At 55.6% G+C, this 25,141-nt stretch carries 24 protein-coding genes; 12 read left to right on the top strand and 12 right to left on the bottom strand.

Going from position 1 to position 25,141, the window contains the following annotated elements:
• The first annotated feature begins 212 nt into the window (after window positions 1-212).
• Both R1T41_RS11920 and R1T41_RS11925 read left to right on the top strand, forming a co-directional pair.
• A complete protein-coding gene (locus R1T41_RS11920) occupies window positions 213-2,330 on the top strand; it encodes a TonB-dependent siderophore receptor (protein WP_317337222.1) in 2,118 nt (705 codons plus the stop codon).
• A 14-nt stretch (window positions 2,331-2,344) separates the two neighbouring features.
• Window positions 2,345-3,538 carry an ABC transporter substrate-binding protein gene (locus tag R1T41_RS11925; RefSeq protein ID WP_317337224.1) on the top strand — a complete coding sequence of 398 codons (1,194 nt, stop codon included), beginning with the start codon at window positions 2,345-2,347 and terminating at the stop codon, window positions 3,536-3,538.
• A gap of 49 nt (window positions 3,539-3,587) precedes the next feature.
• On the opposite strand, the gene R1T41_RS11930 is transcribed toward R1T41_RS11925, so the two are convergent.
• Complete coding sequence (locus R1T41_RS11930; protein WP_317337226.1) at window positions 3,588-4,673, bottom strand: COX15/CtaA family protein; 1,086 nt, start codon at window positions 4,671-4,673, stop codon at window positions 3,588-3,590.
• A gap of 258 nt (window positions 4,674-4,931) precedes the next feature.
• Here R1T41_RS11930 and R1T41_RS11935 point away from each other — a divergent pair, with 258 nt between their 5' ends.
• A complete protein-coding gene (locus R1T41_RS11935; RefSeq protein WP_062951485.1) occupies window positions 4,932-5,489 on the top strand; it encodes a bifunctional precorrin-2 dehydrogenase/sirohydrochlorin ferrochelatase in 558 nt (185 codons plus the stop codon).
• Window positions 5,489-6,232 carry a phosphoadenylyl-sulfate reductase gene (locus tag R1T41_RS11940; RefSeq protein ID WP_297206188.1) on the top strand — a complete coding sequence of 248 codons (744 nt, stop codon included), beginning with the start codon at window positions 5,489-5,491 and terminating at the stop codon, window positions 6,230-6,232. The genes R1T41_RS11935 and R1T41_RS11940 overlap by 1 nt, the downstream gene beginning before the upstream one ends.
• A gap of 171 nt (window positions 6,233-6,403) precedes the next feature.
• Here the strand turns inward: R1T41_RS11940 and R1T41_RS11945 are convergent, their stop codons facing one another.
• From R1T41_RS11945 to R1T41_RS11960, 4 genes are all read right to left on the bottom strand, one after another.
• A complete protein-coding gene (locus R1T41_RS11945) occupies window positions 6,404-6,718 on the bottom strand; it encodes a hypothetical protein (RefSeq protein WP_317337227.1) in 315 nt (104 codons plus the stop codon).
• Between the two features lie 506 nt (window positions 6,719-7,224).
• Window positions 7,225-8,664 (bottom strand): deoxyguanosinetriphosphate triphosphohydrolase, encoded by a 1,440-nt coding sequence (locus R1T41_RS11950; protein WP_317337228.1) that lies wholly within the window; start codon window positions 8,662-8,664, stop codon window positions 7,225-7,227.
• A 110-nt stretch (window positions 8,665-8,774) separates the two neighbouring features.
• Window positions 8,775-9,194: a hypothetical protein gene (locus R1T41_RS11955; RefSeq protein ID WP_317337230.1), complete on the bottom strand. Its 420-nt coding sequence runs from the start codon at window positions 9,192-9,194 to the stop codon at window positions 8,775-8,777.
• Between the two features lie 113 nt (window positions 9,195-9,307).
• Window positions 9,308-9,970: a LysE family translocator gene (locus tag R1T41_RS11960; RefSeq protein WP_062952278.1), complete on the bottom strand. Its 663-nt coding sequence runs from the start codon at window positions 9,968-9,970 to the stop codon at window positions 9,308-9,310.
• 162 nt (window positions 9,971-10,132) lie between these two features.
• Between R1T41_RS11960 and gor the strand changes: the two genes are divergently transcribed.
• The 3 genes from gor to R1T41_RS11975 all read left to right on the top strand — a co-directional run bounded on the left by gor (window position 10,133) and on the right by R1T41_RS11975 (window position 12,484).
• Window positions 10,133-11,494, top strand: a complete 1,362-nt coding sequence (gor, locus tag R1T41_RS11965) for a glutathione-disulfide reductase (protein ID WP_317337231.1) — start codon at window positions 10,133-10,135, stop codon at window positions 11,492-11,494.
• A gap of 190 nt (window positions 11,495-11,684) precedes the next feature.
• Window positions 11,685-12,155 (top strand): hypothetical protein, encoded by a 471-nt coding sequence (locus R1T41_RS11970; protein WP_209221329.1) that lies wholly within the window; start codon window positions 11,685-11,687, stop codon window positions 12,153-12,155.
• Window positions 12,156-12,223: 68 nt separating this feature from the next.
• On the top strand, window positions 12,224-12,484 hold the full coding sequence (locus tag R1T41_RS11975) for a hypothetical protein (protein ID WP_209221330.1): 261 nt from the start codon (window positions 12,224-12,226) through the stop codon (window positions 12,482-12,484).
• Window positions 12,485-12,492: 8 nt separating this feature from the next.
• On the opposite strand, the gene R1T41_RS11980 is transcribed toward R1T41_RS11975, so the two are convergent.
• Window positions 12,493-12,981: an Lrp/AsnC family transcriptional regulator gene (locus tag R1T41_RS11980; protein WP_062952276.1), complete on the bottom strand. Its 489-nt coding sequence runs from the start codon at window positions 12,979-12,981 to the stop codon at window positions 12,493-12,495.
• A 179-nt stretch (window positions 12,982-13,160) separates the two neighbouring features.
• Here R1T41_RS11980 and R1T41_RS11985 point away from each other — a divergent pair, with 179 nt between their 5' ends.
• A complete protein-coding gene (locus tag R1T41_RS11985) occupies window positions 13,161-14,177 on the top strand; it encodes a 1-aminocyclopropane-1-carboxylate deaminase (RefSeq protein WP_097051075.1) in 1,017 nt (338 codons plus the stop codon).
• A 163-nt stretch (window positions 14,178-14,340) separates the two neighbouring features.
• Here the strand turns inward: R1T41_RS11985 and R1T41_RS11990 are convergent, their stop codons facing one another.
• The 4 genes from R1T41_RS11990 to R1T41_RS12005 form a co-directional block, all read right to left on the bottom strand.
• The gene (locus R1T41_RS11990; protein WP_114111600.1) at window positions 14,341-15,648 is read right to left on the bottom strand and encodes a TRAP transporter large permease subunit; all 1,308 of its coding nucleotides are present in this window, start codon (window positions 15,646-15,648) and stop codon (window positions 14,341-14,343) included.
• Between the two features lie 149 nt (window positions 15,649-15,797).
• Window positions 15,798-16,433 carry a TRAP transporter small permease subunit gene (locus tag R1T41_RS11995; RefSeq protein WP_297011630.1) on the bottom strand — a complete coding sequence of 212 codons (636 nt, stop codon included), beginning with the start codon at window positions 16,431-16,433 and terminating at the stop codon, window positions 15,798-15,800.
• A 183-nt stretch (window positions 16,434-16,616) separates the two neighbouring features.
• A complete protein-coding gene (locus R1T41_RS12000) occupies window positions 16,617-17,645 on the bottom strand; it encodes a TRAP transporter substrate-binding protein (protein WP_062952963.1) in 1,029 nt (342 codons plus the stop codon).
• Window positions 17,642-18,253, bottom strand: coding sequence for a gluconokinase (locus tag R1T41_RS12005; protein ID WP_062952962.1), 612 nt, complete (start codon window positions 18,251-18,253; stop codon window positions 17,642-17,644). The genes R1T41_RS12000 and R1T41_RS12005 overlap by 4 nt, the downstream gene beginning before the upstream one ends.
• A gap of 142 nt (window positions 18,254-18,395) precedes the next feature.
• Between R1T41_RS12005 and R1T41_RS12010 the strand changes: the two genes are divergently transcribed.
• Window positions 18,396-19,421: a LacI family DNA-binding transcriptional regulator gene (locus R1T41_RS12010; RefSeq protein WP_317337234.1), complete on the top strand. Its 1,026-nt coding sequence runs from the start codon at window positions 18,396-18,398 to the stop codon at window positions 19,419-19,421.
• Between the two features lie 25 nt (window positions 19,422-19,446).
• Here the strand turns inward: R1T41_RS12010 and R1T41_RS12015 are convergent, their stop codons facing one another.
• Together R1T41_RS12015 and R1T41_RS12020 are read right to left on the bottom strand one after the other, a co-directional pair.
• Window positions 19,447-20,016, bottom strand: coding sequence for a YigZ family protein (locus tag R1T41_RS12015; RefSeq protein WP_317337236.1), 570 nt, complete (start codon window positions 20,014-20,016; stop codon window positions 19,447-19,449).
• Between the two features lie 48 nt (window positions 20,017-20,064).
• On the bottom strand, window positions 20,065-20,814 hold the full coding sequence (locus tag R1T41_RS12020; protein WP_317337237.1) for a sulfite exporter TauE/SafE family protein: 750 nt from the start codon (window positions 20,812-20,814) through the stop codon (window positions 20,065-20,067).
• Window positions 20,815-21,223: 409 nt separating this feature from the next.
• Here R1T41_RS12020 and R1T41_RS12025 point away from each other — a divergent pair, with 409 nt between their 5' ends.
• The 3 genes from R1T41_RS12025 to R1T41_RS12035 all read left to right on the top strand — a co-directional run bounded on the left by R1T41_RS12025 (window position 21,224) and on the right by R1T41_RS12035 (window position 25,135).
• A complete protein-coding gene (locus R1T41_RS12025) occupies window positions 21,224-22,609 on the top strand; it encodes a class II 3-deoxy-7-phosphoheptulonate synthase (protein ID WP_062959853.1) in 1,386 nt (461 codons plus the stop codon).
• 261 nt (window positions 22,610-22,870) lie between these two features.
• Entirely contained in the window at window positions 22,871-23,356 is a 486-nt protein-coding gene (locus R1T41_RS12030; protein WP_062959854.1) for a hypothetical protein, read from the top strand.
• 102 nt (window positions 23,357-23,458) lie between these two features.
• Window positions 23,459-25,135: an NAD+ synthase gene (locus R1T41_RS12035; protein WP_317337238.1), complete on the top strand. Its 1,677-nt coding sequence runs from the start codon at window positions 23,459-23,461 to the stop codon at window positions 25,133-25,135.
• The last annotated feature ends 6 nt before the right edge of the window (window positions 25,136-25,141 follow it).

Genomic DNA, 25,141 nt, shown 5'->3' on the forward strand with positions numbered 1-25,141 from the left:
ACCATTGTTTTTCCGGGCGAGTTTATCGCGCCTGGATGATTGGCGGCGTTGGATGTGGCACCTGTGCCTGTCCTGATTTGTGACATGGATGGTTTCACTACGTCCCTTGGATAAGAATGATACGCATTATCGCAATATGCAAAGAGACCACCGACCGGAATTTGTGTTTCAGGAGTTCAAAAACAGATATGTGGTCAAAGCGTATACTCGGAATGTCGAAGTCTTTTGGTGTGATGACGCTTCTGGGGGTGACAGTCATTTCCCCGGACCTGTCAGCACAGGAAGAAAATATAGCGGAACAAACCGATAGCGACGCAGGCGAGATTCTGGCGCCGCTTACGGTAACCGGTGACTGGCTTGGCGATGCAGACGAGGAAATCGTGCGTCGTCATCCGGGGGCACGGAATGCGATCCGGGAACAGGAAATCGAGGAATCCGGGGCGACCTCGATCCGGGAAATCATGCGACGCATGCCCGGTGTAATTGTTCCGGAAAACAATGGTACCGGCAGCGGTGATTTTGCCCTGAATATCGGCGTCCGCGGTCTTGGGTCCCGCCTGACACCAAGAACAACTGTCCTGCTTGATGGGGTGCCGCTTGCCAATGCGCCATACGGACAGCCGCAGCTTTCGCTGGCTCCGACCGCACTTGGCAATCTCAAGGCGATTGATCTGGTGCGCGGGGGCGGTTCCGTCCGTTTTGGTCCGCAGAATGTCGGCGGCGTTCTGAACTTTGTGACCAAGGACATTCCCGATGATTTCGGCGGGGAAATAACCACGCGCGGCGAATTCTGGGATGGTGCTGGCGGCACGGGGCAGGGACAGGCCGATTTTCTGGTCGGAGGTTCGACCGACAACGGTTCGGGGCTGGCATTTCTTGGCAGTGCCAATCATGGCAGCGGCTTCCGCGAAAATGATCAGAAGGATATCGACGATGCCATGGTCAAATACAGGTTGGCATTGACCGATAACCAGCGTCTTGAAGGCCGGGTTCATGCCTACCGTGCGGATGCCGATCTACCGGGGCCGCTGAGCCAGGCCGCGTTCTCCGAAGACCCGTTCCAGTCCACGCATTCCTACGAAAAGTTCGACGGCAGCCGAGAGGAAGTTGTACTGGGCTATGTCAACGAGATAAGTGACGATCAGGAGCTTGAGGTCAAAGGATATTACACGCACAGCACCCGGGAATTCCAGCTTTCGGCACTTGGCGACGACGCAACCATGACACGGCTGGAACGCTTGCCGCGCCGCTATGACGTTTACGGCTTCGAACCTCGTTATTCCGCATGGGCCGAAACGGGGGTTCTGGATCATGAATGGACGGTCGGATATCGCTTCATTCATGAAAGTGCCCGGGAAAAACGCTATAGGCGCAATTTTGCCGCAGGAACCAATCCGTTTGCAGCGGCTGAAAGCCTTAATCGTGACACTGCCGGGCGGACCAATGCACATGCATTTTATGTCGATGACCGTATCGAATATGGAAACTGGTCGTTTACCCCGGGCATCCGGTTCGAGATGGTTGATATCGAACGCTATAACTATCTGAATGGTTTCAAGGACAAGGAAGACTACCGGGAGCCGTTGCCTTCGTTGCAGATTGCCTATCAGGCAACTCCCGACTGGATGATGTTTGGTAACTATGGCCGGTCTTTTGCCAGTGTCGAACATCTGTCACTGGGAACTTCTGCCGATAACCCGCTTGAACCGGAAAAGGCCGATACTTATGAAGTCGGTACGCGCTTCCAAACCGGTGGTTTCTCGACCGAGGGGACGCTGTTTCTGATCGATTTCCAAAACCAGATCGAATTTGATTCCACAGTCGGCATGAATGTGAACAAGGGCGAATCCCTGCATCGCGGTTTTGAAGGTGGCATTGCCTATGATTTTGCCAATTGGAACGGTGCAATCGCGGGCCTGAGCGTCTACGCGAACTATACCTATACAAAGGCAACGCGGGAATCCGGCGAAAATACTGGAAACGATCTTGGGCTTTATTCCGCCCATGTCGGTTCGGTCGGTGCGCGCTATGCGCTTGAAGAATGGGTTTTCAATCTTGATGGCTATGCCCAGTCCGAACAATATTCCGATGATTCAAACATCCGCGAAGCCAGCGCAGATGGCAAAACCGGCATGATCCCGGGATTTGCATACTGGAATGTTAGGGTCGAACGTGATTTCAGTGACGACGATCTTAACCTTCGTCTCGCGGGCGGGATCAAGAACCTGTTTGATCGTCGTTACTATACGCGCGCCAGTGTGGAAAATAATGGCGGAATTTATGTCGGAGCACCCCGCACCTTCTTTGTCGAGGCAAGAATGGCTTTCTAGAGGATAACTGAAACATGAAAGCTGATCCCAGACAGAAAGAAGTCGCGCGCCGGTTTCGGAAATTGACGGGGGCCTTTCTGGCCCTCGTCTTTACCGGTATTTCAGCATGGTCTGCACAGGCGGAAACCCGTACCTTCACGGACATTGCCGGGCGCAAGGTTGAATTTTCGCTGCCGGTTGAACGGGTGCTGATTGGCGAGGCCCGTCAAATGAGCGTTGTCGCGGCGCTGAAAGGAAAAGAGGCCTTCGACAGGGTTGTCGGTTGGCGAAACGACCTGCTGCTAAAGGATGCGGATACATATGCGGCTTATCTGAAAGTATTTCCGCATATCGCCGGTCTGCCGCAGTTCGGATACATCCCGTCAGGCACATTTGACCTGGAAGCCGCCATTGCCCTGCGTCCCGATATTCTTACCCTCAATCTTGAAGCGTACCGCCCTGCCGTTGAAAACGGTCTGATCCAAAAGGCGGAAGCTGCCGGGATTGCGGTTGTCGTTCTTGATTTTCGGATTGATGCCGACCGGAACACAGAACCCAGCATTGCCTTGCTGGGGGACATTTTCGGCGCAGAAAAGAAAGCATCCGAATTCATTGCCTACCGCCGGGCTCAACTCGCCAGAGTTGAGGATACGCTGGCAAAGGCCAAGCCAGAAAAACCTTTGGTCTTTATCGAGCGCGCACCGGGTATTTCAGGTGACATAGAATGTTGCCGGACATTCGGGGCCGTCAATTTCGGCGAGATGATCGAACGGGCCGGCGGGGAAAATCTCGGGAGCCAATATCTGGGGGAAAAATTCGGTTCGCTAAACCCCGAACTTCTGGTTGCGGCAAATCCGGACCATGTTGTTGTGACGGGCTCCAACTGGGCACAGGAATCTGACATCCATCGTTTTGTAAATGTTGGACCATCCGCCGATATGGCCGAAGCCCGCAAAAGCCTTGCGGCCTTGATGGATCGGCCTGCCTTCCGAAACCTGCAGGCCGTATCCCGGGGGCACGTTCATGCGATCTGGCACCAATTCTATGGCACACCATTCGACTTCGTCGCGATCCAGAAATTTGCTGCCTGGTTTCATCCTGATCTTTTCCCTGATCTGGACGCAAATGCCACGTTCCGCGAAATGTACGAACGCTTCATGCCCTTTGCCTACGAACCGGGCTATTTCATTTCACTGGATACCGTGATCGACCATGATGGACGTCAATAACAACGGCTAGTTTGCTGGAACGGGTTTTGATCGGCGGGGCAGACCCGGATCAATCCCCGTTACCAGGGCATGTCTCCGTCAAGGTATAGACCGCATAAGTCATCGCCCCGACAAGCACAACCGCACCCGCCTGATGCGCCACACCCAGCGGCAACCACACAACACTCAGCAGTGTTGAAATCCCCAATGTCACCTGAAGGCAAACCGCCGCCAGCACCAGATGGGTGGCAAGGCGTTGTTGTGGCGTCAGGTCCCATTTCCCGGCACGCCACCAGAACAGGATCACCATGACAAAGGTCAGTTTCGCGAGCCACCGGTGATCCCACTGCACCGTCATATGGTCCTCAAACGGTGCCAGCCATGCCGGGCTATAGACAAACAGCCCGTCGGGGATCAGTTGCCCGTCCATCAGCGGGAAGGTGTTATAGGTATGCCCGGCATTGATCCCGGCAACAAAGCCGCCCGAAAGGGCGGCAAACACGATCAGCGCCAGAAGCTGCCAGCCGCGTTTCGAGGCATGGGTTGCCATCCCGCGCGGGGCATATTGGTTAAACCCGACCCACATCAACGCGATGAAAATCACCAGCGCCAGACCGAAATGCGCGGTCAGGCGGTACTGGCTGACATCGGGGCGGTCGACAAGGCCGCTCATGACCATGTACCAGCCCATCGCACCCTGCAAACCGCCAAGGATGAACAGGCCCCAAAGCTTCCACTTGGTCGCGCCATCAATGGATTTTTTGGCAAGGAACCAGACGAAGGGCACAAAGAACACAACGCCAATCAACCGGCCCCAAAGCCGGTGAATGAATTCCAGCCAGAAGATCGATTTGAAATCCTCGACCGACATCCAGGCATTGATCTTCTGGAATTCGGGATACTGGCTGTATTGCTGATAAAGCGCCATCCAGTCCGCCTCGTTCATTGGCGGGATGATCCCGGTAAAGGGCCGCCATTCCACAATGGAGAGCCCGGACTCGGTCAGCCGCGTCAGGCCGCCAATCACCACCATGATGAACACCATGGCCGCCACAAAAAACAGCCACATCGCAACATTCCTGTGCGGGGTGGGGGCGACGGAACCGGTGGCAGGGGCGGGGGATGATACGCTGCTGGTTTGCTCAATCGAGGACATCGGCGGGATCTCTTTGTCATGCGAAGCGCTTAATTTCGCGCCCAATATAGGGTGAAATTTCAAAAAGTGCAGGAAAAGCTTCACCGCAACGTTTCTGCGTCCGATTTCTACGTCCGGCATCGGGGCCGGATCATGGATTTATTAACGCAATAAATAGTGTTCTATAAATATAAAACACATAAAAAATGTATTGAATTATCCGATATACACACCCATAGTCTTAATCAACCAACAGAAACTTTCTTTTGAGGATCGACGATGTTTCCCATCAATCTGGACCTTGCGCGGCTTTCGGTCGCGCTGGTGGGCAACGGTCAGGCAACCCTGAACCGTTTGCGCCAGCTTGACGGTGATGGGGCGAAATACGTCACCGTTTATGCCGAAGACCCGATTGCCGAACTGGTGGACCAGGCCGGCGACCGGCTGCACCGCTATCTCCCGAATTCGGCCGATGTCAACGCGGCCGCGATCATGTTTATTGTTGATTTGCCGCATGAAAAGGCCGCCGAACTGGCCGCCATCGCCAAGGCCGTCGGCACGATCGCCAATGTCGAGGACGTCAAGGAATACTGTGATTTTTTCTCGCCGGCGCGGGTCACGCGCGGTGATCTGATGATTACGGTGTCGACCAACGGGCACAGCCCGCGACTGGCCGGCCGTATCCGCCATGCGATTGAAAACTGGCTGGTGCCCAAATGGGATCAGCGCCTGCGCGAGCTTTCCGATCAGCGTGAAAAATGGAAGGCCGACGGGGCGGATATGAAACAGCTTCTGAAAATGACGGACGATTATATCGACCGTCGGGGATGGTTGTGATGACAGTCATGCGCGAAGAAGACATTGTCACCGGCGGCTCGATGTCGGTCGAGGAGGCCGAAGTCCGCGCGGCTGATCTGCTGTCGCGATACGGCCACTTGCAGGGCATTTCCCTGATCGAGCCGATGGTGCACGAGGAATTCAATGGCAAAATCACCATGACCTCGTCCTTCGGGACAGAGGCCGCGGCACTGCTCGCGCTTGTGTCCGAGGTCGACCCGAACCTGCCGGTGATCTTCCTTGATACCCGCAAGCTGTTTGGCGAAACCCATCGCTATCGTGAACAGCTCGTTGATCAGCTTGGCCTGACCAATATCCAGATCATGCGCCCGGATGAAACGCTTCTGGCGGCGGACGATCCCAACGGCATGCTGTTTGCCACGGATACCGCCAAATGCTGCTATCTGCGCAAGGTCGAACCGCTGCAACGTGCGCTTAAGGGCTATGACGCGTGGCTGACCGGGCGCAAGCGTTTCCATGGTGGCGAACGCGGGCAACTGCCCGTGATCGAAACCGCCGGAACCCGGATCAAGATCAATCCGCTGGCGGGCTATAACCGGTCTGACATCGAAGATATCTTTGACAACCGCGCCTTGCCACACCATCCGCTGGAAGCCGAAGGTTTCCTGTCCATCGGCTGCATGCCATGCACCGATCGCGTTGATCCCAATTCAACCGATGTCCGTGCCGGTCGCTGGGCCGGACAGGACAAGACCGAATGCGGCATCCACTACATCATCTGAAAATCAAAAGCCCGGTCCTTGTGCCGGGCTTTTCAGATTGCGGGCAAAACATTCCCAATCAGCATTCCCAAGCAGATCGTCATTCCCGCGAAGGCGGGAATCCAGTCTCTTCCAATCGGGCATGGATTCCGGGTCTACGCTGCGCTTCGCCCGGAATGACGATTTGATCAATCACCAGGCCAATCCAGCCACGCTGCCCCCGGCATCACCAAACGCCACCGACCGGACGGACCACGCCCCGGACGGTCCCCGCGGCCCCGAACGACGCTCGCTCTCGGTTGCCCCAAAACGCACCTCACCCCAAGGGCAACAACGTTGCCGCATGGCAGACACACAAATCCCGCCATCGATCACCGGCCTGTCGGCATCTCCGAACGATCCATCGGCCCGCTGACAACCGATCCTGCTTGCCACCCCGGCAACCCGGCCAAACGATCCCGTGCCGACCCAATCCGGGCGCAATTCGGGCCCGCTGATTCTCGGCATTGTCACGCTTCACCGACCGAACTGGCCCCGGACTTGGACTGAGCTGGACCTAACCAGCTTCGCCTCGCCCCGGCTCTCGCTGCCTCGTTCAAACACCCTTGCCCCAAGGGCACATTTCTCCCGTCATGATAAACACCCGTTTTCGTAAATTTTCCGCGGCCTCACGGCCCAAACGCACAACCGCCGTAATGACTTTTCCATGCGCCAATGGCGTCCCTTTGACGACGCCGCCCCCGCCATTTCATCCCGTCAGATCGCTGCCCCATCATCATCCCATTCCTGTTTTTGCCGCCCGAAACGCAAAAAACCCACAAAAGCGAATCACGCTTTGCGGGTTTTGTCTCCGGACCCATTTGTCCTGTTGACTTTATCTTTATGCCACAAGAAAAAGAACAAATCAAGAACTATTTTCAAGAATGATGGAAAAAATTCCCATCAAAAGCTCCTGGCAGAAACTTATTTTGACAAATTTTATATGTTTCTCAATGCATTAGACGGTATTTCCGTTAAATCGTAATGCCCTGAAGTTTGCGAAACAGCGTCACCGCATAGCGGTCCGTCATGCCGGAAATGTAATCCATCACCCGCATTATCCGGGCATAAAGCCCGTCGGCTTCCGAAAGCTTGCCCGACAGAAGCTTGTCGATCCGGTCGGCCTGCGGCGGCAGGCGTTTGCCATGTTTCTGATGTTCTTCAATGTCAATCGCGGCCCGGACAAAGCTGTCAAGCAGGCCATTGATGACCTCGAACCCGGCCATTTCAATCGGCAGGACATGCGGCGCATTATAAATCCGTTCAACCGCCAGCATCTTGCAGTTTTTGGCATCCTTGCCAAGCGGCGTATTGGCCAGCAGATCGCCTTCCAGCGTGCCCGAAAGCAACGCATCCTCATGCTCGATAAAGGCATCAACCGCCGCCTTCACCAGATTGCCAATCGCCTTGCCACGCAAAAAGCCGATCCGGTCATCTTCGGATTTTTCGGCATACCATGGCTCGGCCCGCAGATCGGCCCAGCGTTTTTCGGCGTCGCCTTCATATTTTTCCGGGTGGCGGGCAATCGGGGCAAGGGCGCGTTCGACCTGCTCGAAACTGACACAGTTAAGCTCCCAGCCATCTTCAAGATCGACCACCGAATAGCAAATATCATCGGCCGCCTCGACCAGATAGACCAGCGGATGGCGTCGCCACGCGCCGTCAAACCCGTCAAGCGGTGATAGTCCGCAGACATTGGCAATCGCATGGGCGATGTCGCGCTCTGCCTGATAATATCCGGGCTTTTTGAGGCCGGTATACTCGCGACGGCGCGCATCGGGGACCGATGTGCTGCGCGGATATTTGATGAAGCTGCCGAGCGTCCCGTAAGTCAGGTTAAGCCCGCCGTCAAACCGCTTCATCTCAAGCTGGCTGATGATGCGCAACCCCTGCGCATTCCCCTCGAAATGCCGTAAATCTTCAAGCTCCGGTCCGGTCAACCGCCCGGTCAGTTCTTCCTTGGCAAGGCGCGATGTGGTGAACCATTCATTGATCGCATCCTCGCCCGAATGGCCGAATGGCGGGTTGCCGATATCATGCGCAAGACACGCGGCCTGCACCATGTAACCGATATCGGCAATGGTGATCGGGCTTCCTTTGGGCAGATGCTTGACGATATGCGCACCGGCCATAAGCCCCAGCGACTGCCCGACCGATCCGACCTCGATCGTGTGGGTCAGGCGGGTATGCACATGGTCATTTTCCGAAAGTGGGTGGACCTGTGTCTTGTTCTGAAGACGGCGGAACGAGGATGAAAAAATGATCCGGTCGACATCGATCTGGAACGGGCTTCTGCCATCCGGGCTTGGATGCGGATCGCCATCGGGCAGGCGGATTTTGCCATCCCGAAAATCAAGCCGGTGTGGTGAAAGCAGATTTTCCCAGCGCATTTTGGCCGGTTGCATCGAACCCATGGCGATGCGACTCCCTGTCCGTGTCGTGTGTGCGTCCGCAAACCCGACTTTAACGGGGGTGGGAGTCGGGCGCAATCGGGCAAAACCGATTGCGCCAAATCAGTGTGATCTTATCCGAAGAACCAGCTTTTCGGATTATCAATCGGGCTGCCGTTAAGGGCGCGCAAAACGCCAATCACGTTGCGTCCGATAAACCACGCGGTGGTATAAAGCGCCATCAGCCCGACAATCGCCCAGCCCAGAAGTGGCACCCATCCGATCACGAAGGTGAAGAAGCCCAGAATGATCGCATAAAGGATGCTGATCCAGAATGTGCGGATGATGAATGTGTAATGGCTGTTGGCCCAGTGATCATCATCCTCGCGCGCGACATAGGCAATAATCAGCGCGATCAAACCGGTGGCAAAGACGGTAAACAGGGTCGCGATCATCAGGCCGTAGCAGACGACAGCCGTATTGCCGCCGCGCGTATCTGCATATTGCGGGGCATTGTCAAACGATGCGTCCTGACCTGTCATCCGGTCACTCATGGGCGTTGTTCCTGTGTTGTGTGTCGTGCAGGTTTACTTGCGCGATCATTCTTCTGCATATAGCGACAAAGTTGCAATTCGCAAAGGCCCTTACCCGGTTGAGCGTGCTGATCCTATGGCCGCAATCCATCGGTAATCAACCGCAGGCCAAGCGCGCCAAGCACCAGCCCCGCAAAGCGGTCAATCCATGTTTTCCCTCCAAGATAGGCACGTTTGGCATGCCGCCCCGAAAACACAATGGCGACAATGGCATACCATCCGGCCTCGATCATGAAAATCAGCGGCGGCAGGATCATCAACATCCAAAGCGGCGGATTGGCAGGCAAAAGGCTTGCAAAAATACTGGCATAGACAATTGCGGTTTTCGGATTGCTGATCTGGGTCAGCATCGCCAGCCCGAATGATTTCCTGAATGATTTATGTGCCGGTCGCGGGGGTATTTCCTGTGGTCCGGCATTCATCGCCGCCGTATCCATGATCAGGGGTTCTGACGCATGGCGCCATATCTTGATGCCCAGAAACACCAGATACGACCCGCCGGCAATTTTAAACACCAGATAAAGCCAGCTTACCTGCGATAAAAGCGCCGTCAGGCCAAGCACAGCAAGGCTGGCAAATAATGCCCCGCCAACCCCCATGCCAAGGCTTGCCGCCAGTCCATCACGGCGCGATGACGTCACCGCAATCCGGCTGACCATCACAAAGCTCGGTCCCGGACTGACTGCCCCGATCAAAAGGGCGCTTAGGATTCCAAACAGAACAAGACCGTCATGCATGGCAACCTCTTGTGCCTTGGAGGGGAAGGACCGCCAGATTGCCAACAATGATATCACAGTCCGGTGAAAACGGAATTTTTCTCGGCTTTTGCCTCGACTCTTGTGAATTCCGCCTTACATTTGGCGCCATATTACCAAATGACCAAGAATAAGGAATTCCGCATGTCGGACTATGATTTTGACCTGTTTGTCATCGGTGCCGGATCGGGCGGCGTGCGGGCCGCGCGCGTTGCATCTGGCTATGGCGCAAAGGTCGCGATTGCCGAGGAAAGCCGCGTTGGCGGCACCTGTGTCATTCGTGGCTGTGTGCCCAAAAAGCTTCTGGTTTACGGCGCACATTTTGCCGAGGATTTCGAAGACGCGGCGGCCTATGGCTGGACCCTTCCGGGCGAGCCCAGCTTTAGCTGGAAAAAGCTGATCGCCAACAAGGATGCGGAAATTGATCGCCTGAATGGCATCTATCACAAGCTTCTGGCCGGTTCGAACGTCAAGCTGTTCGAACATCGCGCAACCTTCAAGGACGCCCATACCGTTGTTGTGGGGGGCGAGGAAGTCACCGCCGAACGCATCCTGATCGCGGTTGGCGGTCATCCTACGCTGCCCGACATTCCGGGCATCGAACATGCGATTTCCTCGAACGAGGCCTTTCACCTCGAAGACCTGCCAAAACGCATTGTCGTGGTTGGCGGTGGTTATATCGCGGTTGAATTTGCCGGGATTTTTGCCGGGCTCGGGTCGCGCGTCACACAGCTTTATCGCGGTGATCAGATTCTGCGTGGTTTTGATCACGATATCCGCAACCATCTGGCCGAGGAAATCGTCAAAAAGGGTGTCGATCTGCGCTTCAACACCAATGTCACCGCGATTGAAAAGCAGTCCGATGGCAGCCTGAAACTGACCCTGACGGGCGGGGGCGACATGGAAGTCGACGCCGTGATGTTCGCCACCGGTCGTGCCCCCAATACCAAGGGCCTTGGGCTTGAGGCTGTCGGGATCGAAACCAACGATAACGGTGCGGTCAAAATCAACAAGGGCCTGCAAACCAGTGTTCCGAACGTCTATGCGGTTGGTGATGTGACCGACCATGTGCAACTGACCCCGGTCGCGATCAAGGAAGGCATGGCCTTTGCCGATACCGTCTTTGGCGGCAAGCCGTGGTCGATGTCCTATGCCGCGATCCCGACCGCCGTCTTCAGCCAGCCCCCGGTCGGGACTGTTGGTCTGAGCGAGGAAGAGGCACGCGCAAAGGGCGGACCGGTTGAAATCTACAAATCAACCTTCAAACCGATGCGCCATACCCTTTCGGGTCGGGATGAAAAAACGCTGATGAAACTCGTCGTCGATAAAACCACCGACGTCGTCCTTGGTGCGCACATGGTCGGCCCCGACGCTGCCGAAATCATTCAGGGCATCGGCATCGCGGTGCGCCTTGGCGCAACCAAGGCCCAGTTCGACCAGACCGTCGCGGTGCATCCGTCGGCAGCGGAAGAATTCGTTACCATGCGCTTCCCGGTAGCGGATTAAACATAGAGCATAACTACCTGCACCCTGTCAGATGCAATCATGAAGGCAGTGTCATTTTGGCACTGCCTTTTGTTTTGTTTGGACTTCTCACAAGAAATTCCGGGTTCCGTCTTCATTAGGCGTGTCGCAGGCAAGTTTAACAAAAATGTTGGCTTGTCGTTGTGCCGCTTACAACTCTATGAGGATTGTAATGATCTCTAAATTCGGAATGAAGAAGGCCTTCGTCGCAGTTTGGATGTTGCTGGCAGCAATAGCCACTGTTTCTCAGCCAGCATTTGCCTACTACGGCCCGAATGACTTTGCAGGGATTAATTGCAGCAATGCAATTGATCCCGACGAGGTGCGTTTCAGTCAGGATAGTATCTCGCGGAACTTCTCAGACGGCCAGACAGTTCAAAGTCTGATTGATGGTCTCAACAACGGCACCGTAACAGCAGCAGATGTTCCACCAATTCGTTTGGTGAAGGTTGATCCGTCACAGGCTGTTCGCAATGGTGGTCATGTCGTTGCCGCGGGCGTTTATACGCTTGATAATCGTCGACTGTATGCCTTCAAACAGGCTGGGGTGAATATCCGCTGCACCAAAGTAGATCCAATTCCTAATGATCAGCGGTTCAAATTCACGACGGATAATGATGGTACGGCAATTGTCGTCCGCTAATGCTATCCTGCGCAGGAGTAATTGCACTCTTGCGCAGGTTTCAGTTTACCTAAAATCAGGAGAAGAAATTGTCTGATGATGAACTAATTGATCTAGCTCATAGGGTGCGAACCAAAAAAGATTTTTTGAGCTTTATGTTGGAGCTGCAAAAAAACTATGGCGTCCAGGACGGCACTTGGGAAAACGATAACCTACGTGCTTATCTGGAAGGCTTCCATGGATATGCTGTTGATACCGTCGATATAACGATTCTGTCTAATGAAGGTCATGAGTTGCTAAGCTGGCAGCGGCTTGCCGAGATGATGCTGGCGGCTCGGGTATACGAGTAACCTGTTAACTAAAACGCCAGCGGCGCATTATCGACGACCTCTTTCATCACGAAAAATGTTCGCGTTTGCCGGACACCGGGAAGCGCGATCAGTTGGTCACCATGCAGGTGATTGAAGTCCGCCATGTCGCGGACCCGGATTTTCAGGAAGTAATCGAAATCCCCCGCCACCAGATGGCAATCAAGGATGAAGGGCAGTTTGCGGCACGCGGTTTCGAACGCGGCGAAGCTGTCTGGCGTTGATCGGTCCAGCACCACGCCAACCATCACCAGTGCGGCGCGATCCACCTTGTCCGGGGCGATCTGGGCGCGGATGGAGGTGATATATCCTTCCTCGAACAGGCGTTGCATCCGGCGGTGGCAGGTGGCCGGGCTGACATTGACCCGTTTGGCGATATCGGCATTACCCATCCGCCCGTCAGTTTGCAGCAGGCGCAGAATCTTTTGATCAATGCGGTCTATCGGGGCGGCATTCGCGGGGCTGGCAGGCTGCGTCATGAAAGAACCTTCCGGAATTCTGTAAGTTTTCGAAATTCTAGGCACATTTTTTCATATGATGAAAGCTTCGCGTGAAAAATTGGCACGAAGTTCGAGCGCACCTTTCACGCGCTTGGCGCTAGCATTTCCCCTTCATGAGGTTCGTTTCCCATGTCGTTCTGCAAATCAGGGAGTGCGCGATGCGCCTGGATAAATTTGAAAAATACAAACTGACCTTTGGCCCGACCCCGATCGAGGCCCTGCCGCGTCTTTCCGCCCATCTTGGCGGCGATGTCGAACTTTATGCCAAGCGCGAAGATTGCAATTCCGGTCTTGCCTTTGGCGGCAATAAAGTCCGCAAGATGGAATATATCATCCCCGATGCGATCAAATCCGGGGCAGATACCCTTGTCACCATCGGTGGTGTGCAATCCAACCACACAAGGCAGGTCGCGGCCATCGCCGCCAAGATCGGCATGAAATGCCGTCTGGTGCAGGAAAGCTGGGTGCCGTTCAATGACGCGGTTTATGACCGGGTCGGCAACATATTGATGAGCCGCGTCATGGGGGCGGAGATCGAACTGGTCGACGAGGGTTTTGATATAGGTATCCGCGAAAGCTGGGAAGCCGCCCTTGAGGATGTGAAGGCCAAGGGTGGGGTGCCTTACCCGATCCCCGCCGGGGCATCGGTGCATAAATATGGCGGGCTTGGCTTTGTCGGCTTTGCCGAGGAAGTCCGCGCCCAGGAAGCCGAACTTGGCTTTAAATTCGATTATGTCGTGGTCTGCACCGTGACCGGTTCCACCCATGCTGGCATGGCGGTCGGTTTTGCCGCCGATGGTCGGGCCGATAAGGTGGTCGGCATTGATGCATCCGGCACGCCCGAACAGACCCGCGCACAGGTTCTGGCGATTGCCCAGAAAACAGCTGATCTGGTCGAACTTGAAGGCGGTATTTCTGATCGGGACCTTACCCTGATCGAAGATTACGCCTATCCGGCTTATGGCGTACCGTCCGATGAAACCAACGAGGCGATCCGCCTGTGTGGCCGTCTCGAAGGCATGATGACCGACCCGGTTTACGAAGGCAAATCGATGCAGGGCATGATCGATCTGGTCAAAAAGGGCTATTTCCCCAAGGGGTCGAAAGTCCTTTACGCCCATCTTGGCGGTGTGCCTGCGATCAATGCTTATAGCTATCTGTATCGCAACGGCTGATTGCTGCTGCGCAAAGCCTGCACCCGCACCACGCCGTCATTCCCGTTCTGGCGGGAATTTGGTCTCCCACAGCTCTCCCTAGAGGACGGGGTGGTGCAAACGCAAAGGGGAAGCCGTTATGGCTTCCCCTTTGTCGTTTCTGTTTCTATCGGCTTTGGTGATCCTACCGTCCGGTAATCCCCGGGAAGATGATCAGAAGGGCCACGGCCAGCACCTGCAGGCAGATGAACGGCACCAGCGCCTTGAAGATCGTGCCAAGCGTTATATCCGGTGGTGCCACCGATTTCAGATAGAACGCGGCGGGCCCGAATGGCGGGGAAAGGAAGCTGACTTGCATGTTCATCGCAAACAGAACCCCGAACCACACCGGGTCATAGCCAAGCTGTTTGATGATCGGCACAAAGATCGGCATGGTCAGAAGCGCGATCCCGACCCAGTCCAGGAACATGCCGAGCACAAACAGGATCAGCATCATGAACAGGATGATGATCGTCGGATCATCGGAAATGCCGGTGATCAGGGCCGATACGAACTTAATACCGCCCATCAGGTTGAACACCCCGACAAGGGCCGATGCGCCAATCCCGATCCAGACGATCATGCCGCAGGTCGACAGCGTCTGAAGCGATGCGGCCTTAAGCATCGAGAGCGAAAACTCGCGCCGAACGATGGTCGATGCAACCACACCGGCAACGCCAACGGCGGAGGCTTCGGTGACCGATGCAATCCCGCCATAGATCGAGCCCAGAACGCAGATCACAACAAGGATCGGCAGGAACAGACCCTTGAGAAGGCGTATTTTTTCCTCGGTCGGGATTTTTTCGGTGCGCGGCGGCGGGGCGATGTTATCGCCGGTGTAGCTTCGGAACAGCACATAGGCGACATAGAAACCCGCCAGCATGAAACCCGGAATGAAGGATGCGGTAAACAGATCGCCGATTGATACGTTCGCGGTCAGGCCATAGATGATCAGAACGATCGAGGGTGGCACCATCGTGCCCAGCGACCCGCCGGCACAAACCACACCGATGGCAAGGTTTTTGTCATATCCCTGACGGAGCATCTGCGGCAGGGCCAGCAGGCCCAGCAGCACGATTTCGCCGCCGATGATGCCACTCATGGCGGCCAGGATCACGGCGACAAAAATCGTCTGGACCGCGACCCCGCCCTTAAGCCGCCCGCCAAACAGGCGCATGGCTTCGAACAGGTCCCTGGCGATGCCGGATCGATCAAGGATCGCCGCCATCATCACGAACATCGGGACCGAGACAAAGACAAAGGATGACACAAACGAATAGACCCGGCTGGTGATCAGCGGCACCGCCATCGGCCCGAACCAGCCAAGGGTGAATATCAGGGCAATCAACAGGGTCACAAATGCCAGCGGCATGCCGGTTATCAAAAAACCAAGCAGCAGCACGAACATCGCAAGCGTGCCATATTCAATGCCAAGGGACTGCAAATCAAACATCGGGATTTATCCTGTTACGCCGGATATAATTGTTTCCATGCCGTGCATGAGCGGACCCGTTCATCGGTGATGCTGCCGGGCAGAATGACGGGGCCAAATTCACACGTAATATGATGTGGCTTTTAAGGTGTTCCGGGATGTTTCGCAGGTCAGTCATGGCCTGTTCCCGTACCGGAATTTGCACCTGCATAATCAGGTTTTGCGCGCATATAATTGATCGTCAGAATGACAAACTGGATCGTCAGGGCGATCAGAACGAACAGCATGAAAATCTTGAGCAACCCCGGATAGGGCGCATTGAACGCGCTGCCGGTGGTTTCCAGATGGATATCCCCACCCGGTTTGAATGCCGCGCGTTTGACCATCAACCATGCCGCCCAGGCAAAGAAGCCTGACGAGATCGCGCAAACGACTGAAATGCCGATATCAAGTGCGCGCCGGAACCGCGGACCGGCGATGTCATAGATGATGACAACCCGGATATGCTTGTTGCGCGATGCGCAGTAAAGCCCGCCAAACACAAAGCCGACGGCTGATAAAAACGTCGTTGTTTCATGGGCCCAAAGGGTCGGGCTGTTGAAGACATGACGCATGAAAATTTCGAAAATCAGGATGCCCATCGCCAACAGGAAACCGAGCGCGAAGATCGAACTGATTTTGTCGACAGCCCTGCCAAACAGGCCGGAAACAGTCGGGACCGGTTCGGGGGTGCCATCGGGCTCTATCGCCAGATCCGGGGTGGGCGGGATGTCGCTATGTGCCGGTTTTTCCGGTGTCGGGGCCATTTTCGCAATCCTTGCAGGGACAGGGAATACAATCCGGCAACGGGGAGGACCGCATCGCCCCATATCGTCTCTTATATCGGGCTTGGCCGGATTGTATCAGCTTGTCACCGGCGGGCCCGAAAGGCCGGGCACCGCCGATGACAGGGTTTATTTTGCCGTGATCCTATGACCGTGCGGTCACAATCAGATCATGCCTTGCGCGGTCAGATACTTGATCAGTGTATCATAAACCTTCTGGGCATTTTCCGAACGACCGGCGACTTTTTCCCACTGGCTGGTGGCGATTTTACGGAATTTGTTGCGCTCCTCGGCCGACCAGTTGTGGATGGTCACACCGCCCTCGGCACGTGCCTTGGCAACGGCTTCCATGTCTTTCATCGCAAGCTGTGCGTCCATGTCGCGCGCCATATCGCGGACCGAAACCTCAAGGATGGTCTGAAGGTCTTCGGGCATGGAATCCCATTTCGCCTTGTTCACCGAAACTTCAAGCATCGGCATGGAATGGAAGCCCGGATAGACCGGATGTTTCGCAACGTCATGCAGGCCCATTGCCTGGTTGGTCGAGAACACGGTCGCATCCGCGGCATCAATCACCTTTTTATCAAGGGATGTGAAAACTTCGGACTGCGGAATGTTCACCGGCGACGCACCGGCCGCGGCAAAGACTTCCTGCACCATGCCTTCGGGTGCGCGCATTTTAAGGCCTTTAAGATCGGCAACACCGTCAAGCGGCTTGGACGAAACGAATGCTTCCAGACCCGGGGTTACAGCCCCGATGAAATGCAGGCCATAGGGTTCAAGCATTTCATTCATCAGTTCCTTGCCGCCGCCATATTCGACGAAACGCAGCATTTCGGACGGTGCCGACCATGCCCCAACCGGGTTGGCGATCAGGCCGAATGCCGGGTCCTTGCCGGTGAAATAGCTGGTGTCGGTGATGTGACCATCGATGATGCCTGCAGCAATCGCGTCCTGGGTTTCGGCATGTTCGACGACCGAGTTGACCGGAAGCATTTCAACAGCAATGCGTCCGCCCGACATTTTGCCAACGCGTGCGGCCCATTCCTGTTCGATGACGAAGTTCGGCACACCGGCCGCATCGCTTGACTGGACTTTAAGGGTGAATTCCTGTGCATTTGCGGCCAGCGGCGATGCCATCATCAGGCTGGCGGCAAGTGCGGTTCCGGCGAGTGTCTTGAACGATAGGGTCATTTGTCTTCTCCCTGGGTTACCGGTTTTCCGGCGGTCTTATGCGTTTTGGTGGATGGACTGTCGATTTCGCCTGCTGCAAGACGCGCAGCAATGGCCGAAACCACGGCTTCAATCGGGGCGTCGATGGAAACAGTCACGCTGATCTCGTCCGGCCCCAGCGGTTCGAGATCGGCCAACTGACTGTCAAGCAATCCGGGCGGCATGAAATGGCCGACCCGGCGATCCAGCCGGGACCGGATCACTTCGCGCGAACCGTCCAGAAAAACGAATGTTGCAGGTTCCATATGGTCCCGCAGAAAATCGCGATAACGCCGTTTCAGTGCCGAGCAGGCGATAAAGATTTTCGGCGTGACGGAACCGGTATCAATTCCAAGTGCGGCCTGTTTGGCCGCCGCACTGAGCGACGCCAGCCAAGGCCAGCGCATCTCGTCATTTAGCGGCATGCCGTTACGCATGTTTTCGACATTTTGCGGAGGATGATAATCGTCGGCGTCAAGCCACACACCATTACAGGCGTTGGCAAGGCGTTGCGCGACCTCGGTTTTGCCCGATCCGCTGACACCCATCACGATGAGAAATTCGGCTTTGATGGCTGTTCCTCCCGCCACTTCATTTTCGACTTTTCTTTATGCGGGTCTTGCCCGTCATTGTTTGTTAGCGCTAACATAATGATAGCGCTAACATCGAGTCAACAGATATTGTGAAACCTGCGGATCGCGGATATGAGGAAGAAGGTATGAGAAGGGAAACATGAGAAAACGCAGAGGGGCCGGACGGCCGACCATCGCTGATGTGGCCGACAGGGCCGGTGTCAGCACGATCACCGTTTCACGGGCCTTGCGTGATCCGGCCAAGGTTTCCGAAGCATTGCGTGAACGTATTGATGCCGCGGTTCGCAAGCTTGATTACGTTCCCCATTCCCATGCCAGTGCGCTGGCATCCTCGCGTTCCAACATTGTTGGCGTGATCGTGCCGTCGCTGACCAACAACGTGTTTGCCGATACCCTGCGTGCGATTTATGACGAGCTCGAACAGGGACCGCTTCAGGTACAGCTTGGCAATTCGCGTTATGTCGCCGCCGAGGAAGAACGCCTGATCCGTATATTCCTGAGCCAGCGTCCGGCTGCTCTGATCGTTGCCGGTGGCGATCAGACCAAAGCAGCGCGCGCCTTGCTTGAAAAGGCAGATTGCCCGGTGGTCCAGATCATGGAAGTCGATCCGGACCCCATTGATATGATGGTTGGCTTTTCGCATTTCGAAGGCGGGCGGGCGGCTGGCCTTCACCTGTTGCAGCGCGGCTATCGCAGGATCGGTTTCATCGGCGCACGGATGGATCCGCGGTCACGTCGCCGTATGGAAGGTTTTGCCGAAGCATTGCGATCATCGGGGCGGTATGACTCGGAACTTTTCATGACAACAACCCGGTCATCAAGCACGTCGCTGGGTGCGGAGCTGATCGGGGCGTTACGCGAAAAAAGGCCCGATATAGAAGCGGTTTTCTGCAACAACGATGACATGGCGCTGGGTGTTCTGTTCGGCTGCCAGCATGCCAGGCTGCGCGTGCCCGAAGATCTCGGCATCATCGGTTTCAACGATCTTGAAATGATGGCGGCGGCCTGTCCGTCACTGACCAGCATCCGGACAAACCGCTACGGGATCGGCAAAACGGCAGTTGATATGATCAGCGCAAGACTGGATGGGGAAGGTCCGGAAAGCTGCGTTGTCGATCTTGGTTTCCAGTTGCAGGAACGTCAAAGCACCGCACGGCGGGCCTGATATCCTGTTCTGATCGCGCCAGTTGCTAATTCCGATGGATCGGGAAACGCCCGGCAAGCTCGGCCACGAGTTCCTTTGGTCCCGAAATCCGCATACATGTGCCTTCGGCATCGAACTGTCGGTCCAGAACGGTGATGCCATCCTGTGCGCAGGCCTGCTCCAGCGTTCCGGCATCGGAAAAACCGGCAAACAGGTCTGCTTCACCCTGCGGGACATAATCGATGACGTCGGCAACGCTGCAAACCGCATTGGCAGCACCGCTATAAGCCCGCACCAACCCGCCGGTGCCAAGTTTTACACCGCCAAAATAACGGGTGACGATCACCGCGACATTAATCAGGTCGCGCCCCTGAAGAACCTTAAGGCACGGAACACCGGATGTGCCCGATGGCTCCCCGTCATCCTTGCCATGCTCGATCAACTGGTTTTCGTCATTCAGATACCGATAGGCCGTGACATGGTGATTGGCCTTGGGGTGGGCGACGCGCAATTCTGCAAGCCTTGTCGCGAGATGGTCATAAGGGACCAGTTCGGCCAGAAAGCGCGATTTCTTTTCTTCGGTTTCGGCAAATGCGGGGCGGGTGACGGTTTTCATCACGACTGGATAGCAAAGGCAGGCGCATTGCACCAGCGTGCTAAAGTTTTACGACGGAGACAGCGCGAATTTGCCGATCAATATCGCCCCGAAAATAATCAGCATGACCAGAACCACCTTGCGGAAGGTTTCGGCATCCATGCGGTTGCGCACCGCACTGCCAAGTTTGGTGCCAGCATAAACCGGAACCAGACCAGCCAAGGATATCCAGACGGTTTCAAGTGTCATCAACCCCATCCGCGTCAGGCCAAATGCCATCACGATGCTTGAAAGGCTAAACGAGATATTGATGGCTTGGATAAAGCGTTTGGGATCAAGCCGCAATGACAGCAAAAAGGGCAGGACGGGCATGACTTGCGAGCCGGTAATGCCATTCACCAGCCCCGTGGCAAAACCGGAAACCGGTGCCAGATAGCGCGCGACTTTATCCGATAAAGGTTTGCCATGACGAAACAGCGTGATGGCCCCGTAATTCATTAAAACCAGTCCGAGCACCGCACCGGCCAGTATGCTGTCGACCATGCCAAGCACGGCAAGTCCGATCAAAAGCCCCGGGATGGTTGCCACAAACATCGGCCAGAACCGGTTGACGGTTTCGCGGAAATGCCCGGCCTGGGCCATGATGATCGAATTGCTGACAAGCGACGGAATGATCACAAGCGGCATCCCGGCCTTGAGCCCAAGTCCAAGGGCCAGGATCGGCAGGGCGGATGTCGAAAACCCCAGGCCGGTTGCGCCCTTTACAAAGGCTGCCACAAAATAGGCGCAGGCAATAATCGAAATTGTTTCAATGGACATGGGGCTTCCGCAATGAGGTGTGGCGCGCGCAGTGTGCCGCGATATGGGGGATCGCGCAATTGAATGCTGATGACTATTTGTTCTGACAGTATTGGGCGTGCCTGCTGTGTCGTTTGACGGGATGTCCGGATTCGAAGGATTTCCATCGTCCTTGCGGGAACGGGCTACTCCTCAAATCCATCTGCAATTGGTAATTTGGGGTGGAACTTTGCGTGTTGTTTGCGGCTATTGGCAAAAAATTGCGGGTTTTTCTTTGCGAATTGCACGGAAGGGGTGGAAATGCGGTTGCAAAACCCGTATCAAGTTTGGCCCGGTTGACAGCGCCGGTTGAATGGGCGGAAATCCGCTGTGACGCTGATTATATGGTATAGTAACGGCATGATGAACATGCCGGATTGAGAGGAAGCAAATGAGCAAGAGCTGGAGCATTGATAGCTGGCGCAACCTGCCTGTGAAGCAGATGCCGACTTATCCGGATGCACAGGCCCTCAAGGCCGTAGAGCAAGAGCTCGGCAGCTATCCTCCTTTGGTATTTGCTGGCGAAGCGCGCGCATTGAAAGAAAAGCTTGGCGAAGTTGCCGAAGGCAACGCATTCCTGCTGCAGGGCGGGGACTGTGCCGAAAGCTTTAAGGAATTTCACCCGAACAATATCCGCGACACCTTTAAGGTCATGTTGCAGATGGCGGTTGTTCTGACCTATGGCGCGGCATGCCCCGTGGTCAAAGTTGGCCGTATGGCGGGGCAGTTCGCCAAGCCGCGTTCGTCGGATACGGAAACCATCGATGGCGTCGAACTGCCGAGCTATCGCGGAGACAATATCAACGGCATCGAGTTTACGTCCGAAGCCCGTGTTCCGGACCCGCAACGTCAGATTCGCGCCTATAACCAGTCGGCATCGACCTTGAACCTGCTACGTGCTTTCGCGCAGGGTGGCTTTGCCGATCTGAGCAAAATTCATCGCTGGAACCTGTCATTTGTCGATAACAGCCCCGCGGGTGAACGATATCGCAAGATGACGACCCAGATTGATGAGGCCGTTGCCTTCATGCAGGCATGTGGCATTACCGCCGAAACCGCACCGCAGATGCGCGAGACGGATTTCTATACCTCGCACGAGGCGCTTTTGCTGGGTTACGAGCAGGCCCTGACCCGTCAGGACAGTCTGACCGGCGACTGGTATGACTGCTCAGCGCATATGTTGTGGATTGGCGACCGTACCCGTCAGCTTGACGGGGCGCATGTTGAATTCATGCGCGGTGTGAACAACCCGATTGGCATGAAATGTGGTCCGACTACTGAAGAAGACGACCTGATCCGTCTGATCGATGCCCTGAACCCGAAAAACGAAGCCGGTCGTCTGACCCTGATCGCACGCATGGGCGCAGGTAAGGTCGAGGATCACCTGCCCCGTCTGGTGCAGCGGGTCAAGGCAGAGGGCCGCAAGGTTGTCTGGTCCTGCGATCCGATGCATGGCAACACGATCAAGGCGGCGAACGGGTATAAAACCCGTCCGTTCGATGCGATCCTGTCGGAAGTCAAATCGTTCTTTGACGTGCACAAGGCCGAAGGTACCCATGCCGGTGGCGTTCATTTTGAAATGACCGGCACGGATGTGACCGAATGCATTGGCGGCGCACGTGAAGTGACCGTCGATAGCCTCTCGGATCGTTACCACACCCATTGCGATCCGCGCCTGAATGGCGGGCAGGCGCTTGAACTTGCGTTCCTGATGGCCGAAATGATCAAAAAAGAACGTGACAGCGTTCGTGCAGAACAGCTTGCTGCGTCGGCATAATTGACCATCTGAATGCGTGAACTGATAAAGGCGTCCGGGCAACCGGGCGCCTTTATTTATAGGGGATGCGTCCTTTGAGGGTTGAATATAAGAGTTGCTCTATTTAAAGGGAGCGCATTCGGGGACTGTTTCGTTAATTCTGTCCCGATGTATGCATTTTGCCCCTACACTGATGCGGGCAACATCCTTAAGTATAGAGAATCGCGCGGCATTACTGTGCGCTGACAAGACATGATGTGAAACAATGAGGTCGCACAGAACATGGTGGATGAGGCGGATTTCGCCGAATGGCAGAAGAAAGTGGAGGGAACAAACATTTCCTCGACGACACTGCTTGCGACCGATTACCTGAACCATTTCAACGAAATCGTGATGCTTCTGGAGATGGTTCCGGACATGCCCGACATGCTTGAGGACTGCAAGGAATGGGCACCTAAAAGCTATCAGGACCATTTCCGCGACAGTGCGTTTTCCGACAAGGAACTGGCGATAGAGGCTTATGACCATGTGCCCGAACGGTTCCGCCGTCCGTTCGAGGAAACCATCGAACATATGAATGCCATCGTGTTTCGTGCCAACGAGCAGCTTGAAGTGCTGATTGCCGAGGGTAACGAGGGGCTTCTGCGTGAAACAGCAGGTACGGTGACGTTGTCATTGCAGCGTTTCATGGATGTCGCCAGCGGCATTATCCATGGATCGGCCAAAACCATGAGCCAGGACGAAATCGACGCGGCCCTTGCCCTGTGATATGGGATAAAATGATGTTCCGGTCTGTTGTATCGATGTGGTTTGCCCTGCTTTGCGCATTCGGCAATTGACACCAAACCGGACGCCTCCTATTCCAACATCATGACAAATATGCTTGCCATCGCAATTGCCCAGCTTAACCCCATTGTCGGCGACGTTGCCGGGAATGCCGAGAAAGTTGTGGCTGCCTGGGAAACTGCGGCTGATCAGGGCGCGGATATTGTCCTTTATTCCGAACTGGTTCTGTCCGGCTATCCGCCCGAGGATCTGGTAATGAAGCCTGCCTTCATGCGCCATCTGCGCCATGCGGTCGATGATATCTGCGAACGCACCAAGGCCCTCAAAAACGGCCCGGCCCTGTTGCTGACGACACCGTGGGATATTGACGGGGAACGCTTTAACGCGGTCCTTCTGATTGATCAGGGCAAGATCGAAACGGTGCGGGCGAAAAACGACCTGCCGAATTATGGCGTGTTTGATGAAAAGCGCGTCTTTAGCGCCGGACCGATGCCCGATGTCGTGTCCTTCCGCGGGGTGAAACTTGGTGTGCCGATCTGCGAGGATGTCTGGACGCCAAAGGTTATCGCCCATCTGAAAGATCGCGGGGCGGAAATTTTCCTGGTGCCGAACGGATCACCGTTCGAGGCCGACAAGGGTGATCTGCGTCGTAACCTGATTGCGGACCGGGTACGTGAATCCGGCGTTCCGATGATTTACTGCAACGAGGTTGGTGGCCAGGACGAACTGGTGTTTGACGGCGGTTCGTTTGGCCTTAACGGTGACGGTTCCTTGGCCGTGGCCCTGCCGGGCTTTGCCGAGGATGTCGTCACCAGCACATGGTCGCGCGGTGAAGACGGCGGGTGGCGGTGCGATGCAAATGCACCAAAGGCCGAATATCCAAGCGGGCTTGATGCAATTTACCAGACACTGGTTCTGGGGCTTCGGGATTATGTGAATAAAAACCGGTTCCCCGGTGTTGTGATTGGCATGTCGGGCGGGATCGATAGCGCGCTTTCGGCGGCCATTGCTGTTGATGCGCTGGGGGCGGATCGGGTGCGGCTGGTGATGATGCCGTCGCCCTATACGTCCAAGGAAAGCCTTGAGGATGCCGAACAATGCGCCGGGATGCTAAAAACCGGCATTGAAAGCATCAATATCGGGCCTGCCATGGGTGCATTCGAACAGATGCTTGGCCCGGCATTCGAAGGCCGTGACCCGGACATTACCGAAGAAAACATTCAGGCCCGTTCACGCGGGATCATCCTGATGGGGCTTTCAAACAAGTTCGGCCATATGGTTCTGACGACGGGTAACAAGTCAGAAATGTCGGTCGGCTACGCCACGCTGTATGGTGACATGTGCGGTGGCTATTCGGTTTTGAAGGACCTTTACAAAACGACTGTGTTTGCGCTTTGCCATTGGCGTAATGCCCATCATCCGGCGGGCGCGCTTGGCCCGGATGGTATGGTGATCCCGGAACGGATCATTACCAAGCCGCCATCGGCCGAACTGCGCCCGGATCAGAAAGACGAAGATAGCCTGCCGCCTTATGACGTTCTTGATGATATCCTTCATCAGATGATTGAAGGCGAACGGTCTGTTTCCGAGATTGTCGAAAGCGGCCATGACGAGGCCACGGTGCGCCGGGTCTGGCGGTTGCTTGACCGGGCGGAATATAAACGCCGACAGGCACCACCTGGGGTCAAGATCACCCCGCGTGCCTTTGGCCGCGACCGCCGCTATCCGATTACCAACGGTTTCACGAATTTAGTGACCTGAAAAAAG

Source organism: Thalassospira lucentensis (assembly GCF_032921865.1).
GTDB lineage: Bacteria > Pseudomonadota > Alphaproteobacteria > Rhodospirillales > Thalassospiraceae > Thalassospira > Thalassospira lucentensis_A.